Origin of the sequence: Mycobacterium sp. (assembly GCF_035603715.1) — a bacterium.
Lineage (GTDB): Bacteria > Actinomycetota > Actinomycetes > Mycobacteriales > Mycobacteriaceae > Mycobacterium.
On sequence record NZ_DATNJW010000300.1, the window covers coordinates 1 to 13,110 of the forward strand.

Sequence of the window (13,110 nt, forward strand, 5' to 3'; positions counted from 1 at the left end):
ACCGCCCCCGCCGCCGCCTCCCAACGGGACTGGTATCGGGTTGTGAAATGCGGGCGCGGCACCCTGGCCGCCGGCACGGGCCAGCGGGCCGGAAAAGGCGCTTGCCGTTCCTGTTCCTGCTCCGATGGCGATTGCCGTGAATGCTCCGGCGATGGCGGCTCCGGCCATCAGTTGGTTCGGTCGCATCATCGTGACTTCTGTCTACTTCGGGCCTATTGGGCCCCGGATTGGACAAAATCGACGCTACATAGGCTGCCTATGAGTTAGCTGCACGTAACCTGCCAAACCGGTCCGAAGCAGCGAGCTTTGCAAACAGATCAACGCCGACAATCAATTTCGCGGAGAGGCCAGCCAACTTCGTTAACTGGCCAACGGTGTGATGCGTTAACTTGAGCGTGGCTCAGTAGAACTCGACAGGTTCGAAGAAGAACCTCACAAACCCGGCGCCCTCAACGTCTACTCGGTAGACAACAATTCCAACGAACACCGGAGGTCCCATGTCCACCGCAGCCACCACCACGTCGACTCGTCACGTCGTCATCGACTCACCGATCGGACCGCTGACTCTGGTACGTAACGACGACGGTCTGACCGGTCTGTACTACCCGGGGCACTGGACCCAGCCCGATCAGACGACATTCGGGCCGCAAGTCGAGCCGAGCGACGACCACGGATTCGACGAGGCGATCGCGCAGCTGCGCGAATACTTCGCCGGCGAACGCGAGGAATTCGATCTGCCGCTCAATCCCGTCGGCAGCGAACGAGCCCGTCGGCTCTGGCAGCTGCTCTCCGAAATCCCCTACGGCCGCACCACGACGTACGGTGCGTTGGCCCGCAGGATCGGTGGCGGCATCAGCGCGCGCGCTATCGGAGGATTCGTCGGCCACAACCCGTTGTCGATCTTCATCCCCTGCCATCGTGTGGTCGGATCAACGGGCAAACTCACCGGATACGCCGGCGGCCTGGACCGCAAGCAGCTCCTCCTCGAGCTGGAGAAGGCCGTACCCGTTGCACCGCAAGCACTCTGGTAACAGGAATGAAGCCGCCGTTCGAAAACGTCGTCGCGCAGCACGGTGCCACCGTGCTGCGGGTGGTGCGCGCGGTCCTCGGCCACGCCGACGCTGACGACGCTTGGTCGGAGGCTTTCCTGGCGGCGATGAAGGCCTACCCCGCCCTGCCGGCTGACGCCAACGTCGAGGCGTGGCTGGTGACGATCGCTCACCGCAAGGCGATCGACATCACCCGCGCGTCGGCGCGACGGGCCATCCCCGTGCCAGAAACACCGGACCGACCGATGCCCGATCACGACGACGATCACTTCGAGCTCACCCAAGCGGTTGCCGCCCTGCCCACCAAACAACGTCAAGCGGTGGCCTATCACTATTTGGCCGGGCTGCCCTACGCCGAGATCGCCACGCTCCTCGACAGCAGCGCGGCCGCTGCGCGCCGGGCGGCCGCCGACGGCATCGCCACCCTGCGGCGCACCTATTCGCATGACCTCACAACGGAGTTCGCTGATGACCACCATTGACCTCACCGCGGCCTATCCGGTCGACGATGACGACCTCACCCGCCTACACGCCCGTCTAGCGGCCGCCGCTGACGACGACGACCTGCTCGACGTCGCCTACCGCACGGTCGACTCCCCGGTCGGCTCGCTGCTGATCGCCGCGACGCCCGTCGGACTGGTGCGCGTGGCGTTCAGCAGCGAGGGCCACGACGCCGTCCTGCAGAACCTGTCCGACCGGATCAGCTCCCGACTGCTGCACGCTCCAGCCCGCCTGGACGCTGCGGCGCACCAACTCGACGAGTATTTCTCCGGACGTCGTCACGCCTTCGACATTCCGCTGGATTGGCAGCTCTCCAAAGGATTTCGCCGTGTGGTCCTCGGTCACCTGGCCGTCGACATCGGCTACGGCACCACTGCAAGCTACGGCACCCTGGCCCGACTTTCGGGATCACCCAAGGCCGTTCGCGCCGTGGGGACAACCTGCGCGACCAACCCCATCCCGGTCGTGGTGCCATGCCACCGCGTGGTCCGCTCCGACGGCACCATGGGCGGCTACCGCGGTGGTCCGAGCGCCAAACGCGCGCTATTGGATCTCGAAGGCATCGAAAAGTGACGCCCGCCCGCAACCGGGTCTCGCCGCGCGGCGACATAATCGCGGTCGCGAGCCGCGGAGCATGGATGGGCAATCGGGGTCGGCTACACGAAGGACGCGGTGCCCGCGACGTCGTCAGGAACTCTCGGGGCAAGGCCTGGATCACCTGCGTCTTGGAGTTCAGAGGACGGCACTCCGAGCAGTGGGCACCCAATCACTACACCCAGCTGTTCTTTCTCGACGAGGCGGTCGCGTTCGCCGCGGGTCATCGCCCCTGTGCCGAATGCCGCCGCAGCGACTACAACACCTACCGGCAGATGTGGCATCAAACCCACGGCGGCGCAATGCCTTACGCCAGGGACATGGACAACCTGCTGCATCGCGAACGGGCTGCATCGCATCGGATGCCGTGGCGTGCCCTGCCCGATGGGGTATTCGTCGACACAGCCGATGGACCGGCCGTGATCGCAGGCGATCACCTGGCGGTCTTCGACGAAGATGCCTACACCTATCGACGACTGGCGGCGAAGCCGGTCGAGGGCTTCGCGTCGGTGCTCACCCCAGCGTCGACAGTGGCAGTGCTGGGCGCGGGATACCCGGTCCAGATCGATCAGAGCGCGCTGAACTAGGGGCCAGACTCCCCGGGCGATCAAATTTTTGGGCTACTTAACCCATTTGATCTATGCCGCAGTAGGCTGTCACACGATCCGAGCGAAAGGGCGAAAGTGACAGCAGCCGAACATACTTACGATGTCGTCGTGCTCGGGGCCGGACCCGTTGGACAGAATGCCGCCGAGCGCGCCCGAGCGGGCGATCTCAGCGTCGCAATGGTCGAACGCGAACTGGTGGGCGGTGAATGTTCCTACTGGGGGTGCGTGCCCAGCAAGGCGCTGTTGCGTCCAGTGATCGCCATCGCCGATGCAGATCATCTGGACGGCGCCCGCGAAGCGGTCACGGGTTCGATCAGCGCGGCCGGCGTTTTCGGTCGACGAGACCGCTACGTGACCAATTGGGACGACGCGGATCAAGCCGATTGGGTGGCCGGTATCGGCGCAACTCTGGTGCGTGGCCACGGACGACTGGACGGTCCCCGTCGCGTCACGGTCACCACGGCAGGCGGGGACACGTCGGCGCTGACCGCTCGGCACGCCGTCGTCATCTGCACGGGAAGTAGTGCGGCGCTTCCGGATTTACCCGGCATCGCTCAAGCCCGGCCGTGGACTAACCGCAGAGGCACCGACAGCAGCGCGGTGCCAAACCGGCTCGCGGTTGTCGGCGCAGGCGGGGTAGGCGTCGAAATGGCTACCGCATGGCACGGTTTGGGTGCTTCGGTCACATTGTTGGCCCGGGGGCCAGGTCTGCTGCCGCAGATGGAATCGTTCGTCGGTGCGCTCGTCGAGCGCGGATTCCGGAAGTCCGGCGTCGATGTCCGCCTGAATGTGTCCGTGAGCCGGCTACACCGTGCCGACCCGGATGGACCGGTGACTCTGGAATTGAGCGACGCCAGCGAGCTGGAAGTTGATGAAGTGCTGTTTGCAACGGGTCGCGCTCCGAACAGTGATGACATCGGTTTGCAGACAGTGGGACTCACTCCTGGCAGCTGGCTTGAGGTCGACGACACTTGTCGCGTGAAAGCCGTGAAGGACGGATGGCTGTATGCGGCCGGCGACGCCAATCATCGGGCGTTGCTTACCCACGAGGGCAAATACCAGGGGCGGATCGCCGGTGCAGCCATCGCGGCGCGGGCAGCAGGCGAGACACTGGATACCGCGCCGTGGGGTACGCATGCGGCCACTGCCGACCATTACGCCGTGCCACAGGTTTTCTTCACCGATCCCGAAGCCGCCGCGGTCGGACTATCGGCCCGTGAAGCTGAGCAGGCCGGTCATCGTGTGCACACCGTGGACGTCGACATAGGCGACGTCGTGATGGGCGCGAAACTCTACGCCGACGGATACACCGGGCGGGCGCGGATGGTGGTGGACGCCGACCGCGGCTACCTGCTCGGCGTGACGTTCGTCGGTCCCGGCGTCTCGGAGCTTCTGCATTCGGCCACCGTCGCAGTTGCCGGCCAAGTGCCCGTCGACCGGCTGTGGCATGCCGTCCCATGCTTTCCGACGATCAGCGAAGTCTGGCTGAGACTCCTTGAAGCGCATCGTGATTCGACCCGCGTCTAATCGCTACTATCTGGCCGAGGTTCGCCGAGCCGGGATCTGATCGCGCCCCACGGGTCGGCGTAGCGGCCCGGTGCGTCCCGATATGCGGCTTGGCGTTTCAGGAATTGCCGTACCACGGGGCCGACGATGAACATCGGATAGCGCCGCCACCCGACGATGGCCCGCATCTCCGCCAGCATGTCCGGCCACGAGTGGTGCTGGAACTTCAACGCCTGCTGCGCGCGGGTGGTGTCCAACCAGTCGGTGACAAACCAGTTTTCGTCGCTGTCGGGATCACCGGGGCGGCCGGCGGGCAGGACGTCCGACAACCCCCTGGCCGCGGCCAGCGCCAACCCGACCTCTTTCTGCCGGAGCAGATGCGAATCGTCGCCGGCGATCAGCAGAGTTTCGCCCGCGACGTCGGCCGTCGCCGCAGCGGCGAACGCGGCCGCGACATCCCGGACGTCGACGGTGTGGATGCGCCCGTCGGTCGGCAGCGCGCTTTCAAAGAACAACGCGTCGCCGGTGAACGGCATCGCGCCCGGCTCGACGCTGATCACCCCGCCGAGGCGCAGGATCACCCACTCCAAACTCGAAGCCCGGACCTGGTTTTCGGCCATCACCTTGTGGGCGCCGTAAAGGTCCGCCGGCCGCAGCGGGGAGTCGACGCGCAGCCGGTCGGGGTGACGATAGGGATTACGCGACCCGTAGACCGCGTTGCTGGAGGCCAACACGAAGCGCGGCGGATGCTCGCTTGCCTGCGCGGCGCGCAGCAGCTCCGCGGTCGCGTCCACGTTGACGCGACGCGCGAGTTCAGGATGGCGATAGGCCGGCGGCAGAATCACCGCGGCCAGGTGGACGATCACGGTTGGCGACACCTCGGCGAGCAGCCGGTCAACGTCGCGCGGGTCGGTGAGGTTGGCCCAGCTGGCCTCGGCGCCGGCAGGCAGCGACTCGGCGGCTTTGCGCTGGGCGGGGGTTCCGAGGTCCGTGGCGACCACGCGGTGGCCGTCGGCGGTCAGCCGGCGCACGGTCTGCGACCCGACCAGGCCGAAACCGCCTGTGACAAGCACCTTCTCGGTCATCGCCCCCCAGTCTGAGATCGATTCTCAACATGCGAATATGACATTCTCCAAAAATGAGAGTAACATGCTGTTAAAGTTGACCGGCAACCGCGAGGGCTCACACATGGCGAATGCGCCCAGGAATCGCGAGACGGCCAAGTGGGATCCGGAATTCACCAAGCAGGTCGCGAAAACCGTCGGACCGTTGATCAAGCGGTATCACCGCGCCGAGGTCCGCAACATCGACAACATTCCGTCATCGGGCGGAGCGCTGGTGGTGTCCAATCACTCCGGCGGGATGATGACTCCCGACGTCTTCATCTTCTCGCCGGCCTTCTACAACGAATTCGGCTACGACCGCCCCGTCTACACACTCGGTCATTACGGCATCTTCATGGGCCCGTTGGATGGCGTGCTGCGTCGCCTCGGCGTCATCGAGGCCAGTCGTGAGAATGCCGCCGTGGCACTGCATTCGGGCGCGGTGGTGCTGGTGTTCCCCGGCGGCGACTACGACTCCTACCGTCCCACATTCAGCAACACCATCGACTTCAACGGCCGCACCGGCTACGTCCGGACCGCCATCGAAGCCGGCGTGCCGATCGTGCCGACGGTCTCGATCGGCGGGCAGGAAACCCAGCTGTTCTTGACCCGCGGCAACTGGTTGGCCCGCACGCTCGGTCTGACCAAGGCTCGACTGGACATCTTGCCGGTGAGCTTCGGTTTCCCGTTCGGCTTGAGCGTGATCCTCCCGCCCAACCTTCCGCTGCCATCGAAGGTTGTCACCGAGGTCCTCGAACCGATCGACATCACCGCGCAATTCGGCAAGGATCCCGACGTCGCCGCGGTGGACGAGTACATCCGGTCGGTGATGCAGGCCGCGCTGGACCGGTTGGCCAAGCAGCGTCGGTTCCCGATCCTGGGCTGACGTCCGACTCCTGAGCTGCCGACGCCGAATCTGCGATTCGGCGAATACACCATCTCGTTGGTGCTTGCATGAATACGTCGGCACGGAGGTGGGCGTGAAAAGACTCAATGGCATGGACGCCATGCTGCTCTACAGCGAGACGCCGAACCTGCACACGCACACGCTGAAGGTGGCGATCATCGATCCTTCTGGCGGCGAAATCGACTTCGGCTTCGACGACTTCCGCCGCCACCTACTCCGCCGGATGCACCTGCTGGAACCGTTGCGCTACAAGCTCGTTGACATCCCCTGGCGGCTGCATCATCCGATGTGGCTGGAGAACTGCGAAGTCGACTTGGATTACCACTTGCACCGGGTGCAGGTGCCCGCACCCGGCGGGCGCCGCGAGCTCGACGCCGTCATCGGCGAGGTGGCCTCCACGCCGCTGGACCGCAGCCGGCCGCTGTGGGAATTTCACTTCGCCGAAGGGCTGTCCGGCGGACGGTTTGCCGTGATCGGCAAGATCCACCACGCACTGGCCGACGGTGTCGCCTCGGTCAACCTGCTGGCCCGTGCCATGGACCTGAAGGACGCACCGGCCGACGAGCGGGACAACGACGAGGCCGGCGTCACACCGACCACCGCAAGTCTGCTGCGAGCCGCGGGCCGCGATCACGTCCGGCAGATCGCCGAGCTCCCCGGCCTCCTCAAGAGCGCCGCTACGGGTGTCACTCGGGTACGCCGCCGCTCTCGGGAGCGCGGCAACCATCCGGACCTCGCGAACGCCTTCGACGCGCCACCGACCTTCCTCAACCACCTGGTGTCGCCGCGGCGCCGGTTCGCCACCACCGCACTTCGGCTGGCCGACTTCAAGGCGACCGCCAAAGCGCTGGGCATCACCCTCACTGATCTGGTGCTGGCGACGGCGGCCGGTGGGTTGCGGGAACTGTTGTTGCGCTATGACGGGACAGCCGACCGTCCGATCCTCGCGTCGGTACCCACCGCCACCGACAAATCGGACCGAGTCTCCGGCAACGAGATCAGCGGTCTGATGATCTCGCTGCCGGTGCACGTCGCTGATCCGTCCGAGCGCGCCCAGCTGGTGGCGACGGCAACCAAGATCGCCAAGGAGGAAAACGAAATTCTCGGCCCGCGCCTGTACGGACAGATGATGGGTTACCTACCGACGGCAATCGCTCCGGCGGCGTTTCGGTGGATGGGTCACCGCGACGCGCCGAGCAAGGTGATGAACGTCGCGGTGTCCAGCGTTGCCGGGCCACGGGAGCGTGGCCACTTCGCCGGCGCCCCGGTCAGCGAGATCTACTCGACGGGCGTGCTGTCACCAGGTGCCCCGGTCAACATCACGGTCTGGAGCTATGTCGACCAGCTCGGCATCGCGGTGCTCACCGACGACGAGACCTTCAAGGACCCACATGAGGCAACCGATGCACTGGCAGCGGCATTCAGCGAATTACGCAGCACCGCAGGGTTTTCCGTCGGCAACAGCACGGTCGGCCTGATGGCCGAACACGCGTTGCGCTAGCTGCGGCTCAGGCGGCGAGGACGGCGTCCAGGGCCGAATAGAACAGGCCCAGACCGTCGTCGGACGGCCCGGTCAGTGCCTCAATCGCGTGCTCGGGGTGCGGCATCAGCCCCACGACGCGACCGTTGGCCGAGCTGACTCCGGCGATGTCACGCAGCGAGCCGTTGAGGTTGTCGTGGTAGCGAAATACCACGCGGCCTTCGCCTTCCAACTCGTCGAGCACGTCGGCGGATGCCACGTAACGGCCCTCGCCGGACTTCAACGGGATCAGCAGATCGGCATCGGCTTCGAACCGAGACGTCCATGCCGTCGACGTCGATGCGACCTTAAGCCACACGTCGCGGCAGACAAAATGCAAACCGGCGTTACGGGTGAGCGCACCGGGCAGCAGCCCGGCCTCGCAGAGCACCTGAAAACCATTGCAGATTCCCAACACTGGCAACCCGCGCTCTGCGGCGGCGACGACCTCCCCCATTACCGGAGCGAATTTCGCGATAGCACCGCAGCGCAGGTAATCGCCGTAGGAGAATCCGCCGGGTACCACCACCGCGTCGACACCCTTGAGGTCGGCGTCGGCATGCCACAGGCTGACCGCCTCGGCGCCGACGACACGCACCGCGCGGGCGGCGTCCACGTCATCGAGTGTGCCGGGAAAGGTGATAACGCCGATACGCGTCGTCACTGCGGCTCTCGGCTTACGGTCCAGTCTTCGATGACGGTGTTGGCCAGCAGCGACTCGGCAATCTCTTCCAGCGCCGAGTCGTCGACGCTGTCGTCCACCTCGAGCTCAAATCGCTTGCCCTGTCGCACATTCGAGATACCGGCATGTCCAAGCCGGCCCAGTGCGCCGACGATCGCCTGGCCCTGCGGGTCGAGAATCTCACCCTTGGGCATTACGTGCACAACCACCCGGGCCACCCGCACTCCTCCTGATGTTTTGGCTGCTCGGCGCCAACTCTACCGGTCGGCACCCCGGCCGTCGTGCTAGCACGAGCCAAGGTAGGCCGCGCACAGCGGCGAGGCCATGGCGTCCAGCACCTGGGCGTCGGAGATGATCGGCCAGGGCAGCTGGACTGGGTCTGACGCCCATAGGGTCAGCTCGCTAATCGTGCTGTTTTCCGAGCGCGCGACCAGGTAGGTATGCATGATCACCGGCCCGCTGACCACCGCGGAAAGCCGGTTCGGCTCGTCGACGGTGACCGACGGCGACTCTCCGGCGGCACCCAGTTGGCAGCCGCGCAACGCCGCGGTGGCGATGTCGAACACCGATGTCGCGCTTTGGCCGCCGCGTGCGGTGTCGCCCCGCCAGTGCACCACCTCGGCCCGCAGCTGCCATTGGCCCTGAGGTTTGTCGACAGCCACCCGGCTCGCGACCGCGGAGTTGCGGGTGTCCTGCGGAAAGACTGGCGTCGCGCACACCTCCTCGAACCGGAACCGGGGCGTCGCGCCACCGGTCATCGACACGGCCGACTCGGCCGGCGAGGGCCAGTGGTACGAGGCGTTCAGCGGTATCGCGGACGAGGAGATCCAGGCGGTGTCGGGAATCTTGTCGCACACCGTCGGACAGGTTTCCGGATCCGCGACGGCGAAACCGGACGACGACACGCACGCCGCCGACAGAACCCCCACGATCAGCGTCGCCGCCAGGACTAGGCGCATGCCGTGGACCCCATGAGCGCACAATCGTAGACATGCAACTCACGCATTTCGGCCATTCCTGCGTTCTCGCCGACTTCGGCCACACCACGGTGCTGTTCGACCCGGGAAATTTCTCACACGGCTTCGAAGGCATCACCGGCCTGTCCGCGATCGTGATCACCCATCAGCACCCTGACCACGTGGATCAGGAGCGACTGCCCGCGCTACTGGACGGCAATCCGGGCGCCGCGCTCTACGCCGACCCGCAGACCACCGAGCAGCTGAGCGTGCCGTGTCGCGCCGTGCACGTCGGCGACGAACTGTCGGTCGGCGAGCTGACCATCCGCGCGGTCGGCGGCCGGCATGCCGTCATCCACCCGGAAATCCCGGTGATAGACAACATCTCGTATCTCGTCGGCGACGGCGAACACCCGGCACGCTTCATGCATCCCGGCGACGCGCTGTTCGTTCCGGACGAGCCGGTCGACGTGCTGGCCACCCCGGCCGCCGCACCCTGGATGAAGATCTCCGAGGCGGTGGATTACCTGCGGGCCGTGGCGCCGACCCACGCGGTGCCCATCCACCAGGCCGTCGTCGCGCCGGAGGCGCGCGGCATTTACTACGGTCGGCTCAGCGAGATGACCAGCACGGACTTCCAGGTGCTACCTGAAGAAAGCGCGGTTGCCTTTTAGCAGCCGACGAGCGTGCGGCTAGCTTCACACTCGAGGCCGACTGTGCGGCCGGCGTCACGCTGGCGAGGCTTTTAACCGATGTCGCTGGCCGCACCGCGGCCCGCGGCACGACCGGAGAAGATGCAGCCGCCCAAGAACGTTCCCTCCAGCGCCCGGTAGCCGTGCACACCGCCGCCGCCGAATCCGGCGACCTCGCCGGCCGCGTACAGCCCGTCGAGCGGGGTTCCGTCCGCCTTGAGCACTCGTGAATCCAGGTCGGTTTCCAACCCTCCCAACGTCTTTCGAGTCAAGATGTGCAACTTGACCGCAATCAGCGGTCCGGCCTTGGGATCCACCAAGGGGTGCGGTGGGACGACGCGGCCCAGCTTGTCGCCCAAATACTCGCGGGCAGCGCGGATCGCGGTGATCTGGCCGTCCTTGGTGAATTTGTTCACCACCTCGCGGTCGCGGGCGGTGACTTCGTCGGCGACCGTCGCATAATCCAGCGCCGCCACATCAGGCAAGGCGTTCATCGCCGACACCAAGTCGCGCAATGAATGTGCGGTGACGAAATCGATTCCCTTTTCGACGAAAGCCTGCACCGGACCGGGGGCGCCGGACCCAGCCCGCGACGCGATCAGCTGACGCACGCTGCGCCCGGTCAAGTCCGGGTTCTGTTCCTGACCGGACAAGCCGAATTCCTTGCCGATGATCTTGGCGTTCAACACAAACCAGGTGTAGTCGTAGCCCGACTTCGCGATGTACTCCAGCGTTCCGAGGGTGTCGAAGCCCGGGTACAACGGCACCGGCAACCGCTTGCCGGTGGCGTCCAGCCACAGCGATGACGGCCCGGGGATGATCCGGATGCCGTGCATCGGCCAGATCGGGTCGTAGTTGGTGATGCCCTCGGTGTAGTGCCACATCCGGTCCCGGTTGATCACCCGGGCGCCGGTCTTCTCGGTGATCGCGATCATCCGGCCGTCGACATGCGCTGGAACGCCGGTGAGCATCCGTTCGGGGGCCCGGCCCATCCGGGTCGGCCAGTTCGCCCGCACCATATCGTGGTTGCCGCCGATACCACCGCTGGTGACGATCACCGCCTGCGCACGAAATTCGAACTCTCCGATCGCGTTACGCGACGACTCAACGCCGCGCGCTTCGGACGACGGCTCCAGCACCGAACCCCGAACCCCGGTCACCGCAGCGCCGTCGACAATCAGCTCGTCAACCTGATGCCGGTGGGCGAACCGCACTTTCGGGTGATCGACCAGTCGGCGCGCGAAGATCTCGACGATCGCCGGGCCCGTGCCCCACGTGATGTGAAAGCGCGGAACTGAATTGCCGTGCCCCTGCGCGCCGTAGCCGCCGCGCTCGGCCCAGCCGACCAGAGGGAAGATCTTCAATCCCCTGGCGCGCAGCCAGCTGCGCTTCTCGCCTGCCGCGAAATCGACGTAGGCGTGTGCCCATTGCCGGGGCCAGAAGTCTTCCTGCCGGTCGAACGCCGCGGTGCCGAGCCAATCCTGCAGGGCGAGTTCGTGACTGTCGTGCACGCCCAGCCGACGTTGCTCCGGGCTGTCGACGAAGAACAAGCCGCCGAACGACCAGAACGCCTGCCCGCCGAGGTTGGCGCCGTTCTCCTGGTCCACGATCAGCACCCGCTTGCCGCGATCCACCAGCTCGCAGGCGGCCACCAGGCCGGCCAGGCCCGCCCCGACGATGATGACATCAGCTTGGGTATCGCTCATGGCGCTACACAGTAGCGACCTGAGGGGTCAGGCCGCGTCGAGAACGGCCTGATCGGCCCGCCACTGGTACACGGTGGGTTCGCAACCGTGCAGCAGCCCCAGATCCACCGAGTCCAGCATCGCCTGCAGCGGGCCCGGCTTGCGTAGGTGACTGGCCGCGACGGCAACCCGGACCACGCCATCGCGGCGCGCGACGCGCTCGGCCGACAGCACCAACATCCGGCACCACCACGGCTCGGACAGGAATCCTTCGCCGATGCCCAGTACCCGTGCCCGCACCGTCGTTTGCCGAACCAGGTCGGTGATCTCATGCAGATCGGCGAGAAGACGGAACCCGTTGCGCGGGAGGGCAGTAACTGTTCCTGGCGATGCGGTCCAACGCGGCGCCGCGAAGAGCCGGGTGCGCAGCCCGAGGTGTTCGAGCACCCGGTCTGCGGCCATCAGGCGCAAATTAGCCTCGTGGGCAGGAAGCGTGGCGAACTCACCGCGGCGCTTCTTGGTGGCCGCGTCGTCATATCCGTTCAGCAGGATCGCGTCGCCGGCGGCACGTCGGCCTGCCAGCCACTCGACGGTGACCGGATCCTGGTCCAGCCGGTAACCGTTCTTCAACCGCGGGGCGACCAGTAACGACACCGGTACGGACCGGTTGTCCATTTTCTCGCAGAATTCGGCGACGTCGTCCAATGTGCGTTCGCAAATCCCGGAGACCGAGACGATCAGTTTCCCAGACACATCACAATTTTGACGATGTCAGATGTCCAGATGGTGACATACACGCGGACAGCAAGCGTCAGTTCGAAGCGCCGACCAGCTAATTCGGTAGCACAGCCTCGACAGCCGCGATCACCTCAGGCGCGTCGGGCACCGTTTGCGGACGGAATCGGTTGACCACCTGTCCGCCTGGTGCGACCAGAAATTTCTCGAAGTTCCACTGCACGTCACCCGCTTGGCCGGCGGCGTCAGGCGTCTTGGTCAATTCGGCGTAAAGCGGGTGCCGGTCCGGCCCGTTGACCTCGGTTTTAGCTAACAGCGGAAACGTCACGCCGTAGGTGGTGGAGCAGAACGTCTCGATCTCCTCCGCCGTGCCGGGCTCCTGCCCGCCGAACTGGTTGCACGGCACCCCGACGACGGAGAAACCCTGGTCGGCGTAACGCTTCTGGAGCTCCTCCAGCCCGGTGTACTGCGGCGTCAGCCCGCACTTCGACGCGACGTTGACGATCAGCATGGCCTTGCCGCGCAGCTCGCCCAGCGTGGTCGGCTCGCCGGCCAGCGTTTCCAGGGGAATGT

The 13,110-nt window shown here is 65.9% G+C and carries 16 protein-coding genes; 8 read left to right on the forward strand and 8 right to left on the reverse strand.

The window, feature by feature from the left end:
• The coding region (locus VN856_RS12305) for a hypothetical protein (protein ID WP_325689354.1) at positions 1-189 on the reverse strand (189 nt) is incomplete at its 3' end.
• A gap of 308 nt (positions 190-497) precedes the next feature.
• On the opposite strand from VN856_RS12305, the gene VN856_RS12310 reads away from it, so the two are divergent.
• From VN856_RS12310 to VN856_RS12330, 5 genes are all read left to right on the forward strand, one after another.
• Positions 498-1,031 (forward strand): methylated-DNA--[protein]-cysteine S-methyltransferase, encoded by a 534-nt coding sequence (locus VN856_RS12310; RefSeq protein WP_325689356.1) that lies wholly within the window; start codon positions 498-500, stop codon positions 1,029-1,031.
• Positions 1,032-1,036: 5 nt separating this feature from the next.
• Positions 1,037-1,531, forward strand: coding sequence for an RNA polymerase sigma factor (locus tag VN856_RS12315; protein WP_325689358.1), 495 nt, complete (start codon positions 1,037-1,039; stop codon positions 1,529-1,531).
• Positions 1,518-2,123: a methylated-DNA--[protein]-cysteine S-methyltransferase gene (locus tag VN856_RS12320; protein WP_325689359.1), complete on the forward strand. Its 606-nt coding sequence runs from the start codon at positions 1,518-1,520 to the stop codon at positions 2,121-2,123. Before VN856_RS12315 ends, VN856_RS12320 begins: the two co-directional genes overlap by 14 nt.
• Positions 2,124-2,188: 65 nt before the next feature.
• The gene (locus VN856_RS12325; protein WP_325689361.1) at positions 2,189-2,731 is read left to right on the forward strand and encodes a hypothetical protein; all 543 of its coding nucleotides are present in this window, start codon (positions 2,189-2,191) and stop codon (positions 2,729-2,731) included.
• Between the two features lie 66 nt (positions 2,732-2,797).
• On the forward strand, positions 2,798-4,279 hold the full coding sequence (locus VN856_RS12330) for an NAD(P)/FAD-dependent oxidoreductase (protein ID WP_325689381.1): 1,482 nt from the start codon (positions 2,798-2,800) through the stop codon (positions 4,277-4,279).
• Here VN856_RS12330 and VN856_RS12335 read toward each other — a convergent pair.
• Positions 4,276-5,343 carry an NAD(P)-dependent oxidoreductase gene (locus VN856_RS12335; RefSeq protein WP_325689363.1) on the reverse strand — a complete coding sequence of 356 codons (1,068 nt, stop codon included), beginning with the start codon at positions 5,341-5,343 and terminating at the stop codon, positions 4,276-4,278. The genes VN856_RS12330 and VN856_RS12335 overlap by 4 nt on opposite strands.
• Positions 5,344-5,446: 103 nt before the next feature.
• On the opposite strand from VN856_RS12335, the gene VN856_RS12340 reads away from it, so the two are divergent.
• Together VN856_RS12340 and VN856_RS12345 are read left to right on the forward strand one after the other, a co-directional pair.
• Positions 5,447-6,247 (forward strand): lysophospholipid acyltransferase family protein, encoded by an 801-nt coding sequence (locus VN856_RS12340; protein WP_325689383.1) that lies wholly within the window; start codon positions 5,447-5,449, stop codon positions 6,245-6,247.
• 94 nt (positions 6,248-6,341) lie between these two features.
• The gene (locus tag VN856_RS12345; RefSeq protein ID WP_325689365.1) at positions 6,342-7,769 is read left to right on the forward strand and encodes a wax ester/triacylglycerol synthase family O-acyltransferase; all 1,428 of its coding nucleotides are present in this window, start codon (positions 6,342-6,344) and stop codon (positions 7,767-7,769) included.
• A gap of 7 nt (positions 7,770-7,776) precedes the next feature.
• Here VN856_RS12345 and purQ read toward each other — a convergent pair whose 3' ends face one another.
• From purQ to VN856_RS12360, 3 genes are all read right to left on the reverse strand, one after another.
• The gene (gene purQ / locus VN856_RS12350; protein ID WP_325689367.1) at positions 7,777-8,451 is read right to left on the reverse strand and encodes a phosphoribosylformylglycinamidine synthase subunit PurQ; all 675 of its coding nucleotides are present in this window, start codon (positions 8,449-8,451) and stop codon (positions 7,777-7,779) included.
• Positions 8,448-8,687, reverse strand: coding sequence for a phosphoribosylformylglycinamidine synthase subunit PurS (purS, locus tag VN856_RS12355; protein WP_325689369.1), 240 nt, complete (start codon positions 8,685-8,687; stop codon positions 8,448-8,450). The genes purQ and purS overlap by 4 nt, the downstream gene beginning before the upstream one ends.
• A gap of 66 nt (positions 8,688-8,753) precedes the next feature.
• Entirely contained in the window at positions 8,754-9,428 is a 675-nt protein-coding gene (locus VN856_RS12360; protein WP_325689371.1) for an ATPase, read from the reverse strand.
• A 32-nt stretch (positions 9,429-9,460) separates the two neighbouring features.
• Between VN856_RS12360 and VN856_RS12365 the strand changes: the two genes are divergently transcribed.
• The gene (locus VN856_RS12365) at positions 9,461-10,099 is read left to right on the forward strand and encodes an MBL fold metallo-hydrolase (RefSeq protein ID WP_325689373.1); all 639 of its coding nucleotides are present in this window, start codon (positions 9,461-9,463) and stop codon (positions 10,097-10,099) included.
• Between the two features lie 71 nt (positions 10,100-10,170).
• On the opposite strand, the gene VN856_RS12370 is transcribed toward VN856_RS12365, so the two are convergent.
• The 3 genes from VN856_RS12370 to VN856_RS12380 all read right to left on the reverse strand — a co-directional run bounded on the left by VN856_RS12370 (position 10,171) and on the right by VN856_RS12380 (position 13,108).
• Complete coding sequence (locus tag VN856_RS12370) at positions 10,171-11,823, reverse strand: FAD-binding dehydrogenase (protein ID WP_325689375.1); 1,653 nt, start codon at positions 11,821-11,823, stop codon at positions 10,171-10,173.
• A 27-nt stretch (positions 11,824-11,850) separates the two neighbouring features.
• On the reverse strand, positions 11,851-12,555 hold the full coding sequence (locus VN856_RS12375) for a DUF2334 domain-containing protein (protein WP_325689377.1): 705 nt from the start codon (positions 12,553-12,555) through the stop codon (positions 11,851-11,853).
• A gap of 79 nt (positions 12,556-12,634) precedes the next feature.
• On the reverse strand, positions 12,635-13,108 hold the full coding sequence (locus tag VN856_RS12380; RefSeq protein ID WP_325689379.1) for a glutathione peroxidase: 474 nt from the start codon (positions 13,106-13,108) through the stop codon (positions 12,635-12,637).
• Positions 13,109-13,110 lie beyond the last annotated feature (2 nt).

What these genes read in the sequence shown, in the direction of transcription:
- VN856_RS12310 (WP_325689356.1), top strand. Translation starts at nt 498, where the DNA reads ATGTCCACCGCAGCCACCACCACGTCGACTCGTCACGTCGTCATCGAC.
- VN856_RS12335 (WP_325689363.1), bottom strand. Translation starts at nt 5,343, where the DNA reads ATGACCGAGAAGGTGCTTGTCACAGGCGGTTTCGGCCTGGTCGGGTCG.
- VN856_RS12365 (WP_325689373.1), top strand. Translation starts at nt 9,461, where the DNA reads ATGCAACTCACGCATTTCGGCCATTCCTGCGTTCTCGCCGACTTCGGC.
- VN856_RS12315 (WP_325689358.1), top strand. Translation starts at nt 1,037, where the DNA reads ATGAAGCCGCCGTTCGAAAACGTCGTCGCGCAGCACGGTGCCACCGTG.
- VN856_RS12320 (WP_325689359.1), top strand. Translation starts at nt 1,518, where the DNA reads ATGACCACCATTGACCTCACCGCGGCCTATCCGGTCGACGATGACGAC.
- VN856_RS12360 (WP_325689371.1), bottom strand. Translation starts at nt 9,428, where the DNA reads ATGCGCCTAGTCCTGGCGGCGACGCTGATCGTGGGGGTTCTGTCGGCG.
- VN856_RS12340 (WP_325689383.1), top strand. Translation starts at nt 5,447, where the DNA reads ATGGCGAATGCGCCCAGGAATCGCGAGACGGCCAAGTGGGATCCGGAA.
- VN856_RS12325 (WP_325689361.1), top strand. Translation starts at nt 2,189, where the DNA reads ATGGGCAATCGGGGTCGGCTACACGAAGGACGCGGTGCCCGCGACGTC.
- VN856_RS12370 (WP_325689375.1), bottom strand. Translation starts at nt 11,823, where the DNA reads ATGAGCGATACCCAAGCTGATGTCATCATCGTCGGGGCGGGCCTGGCC.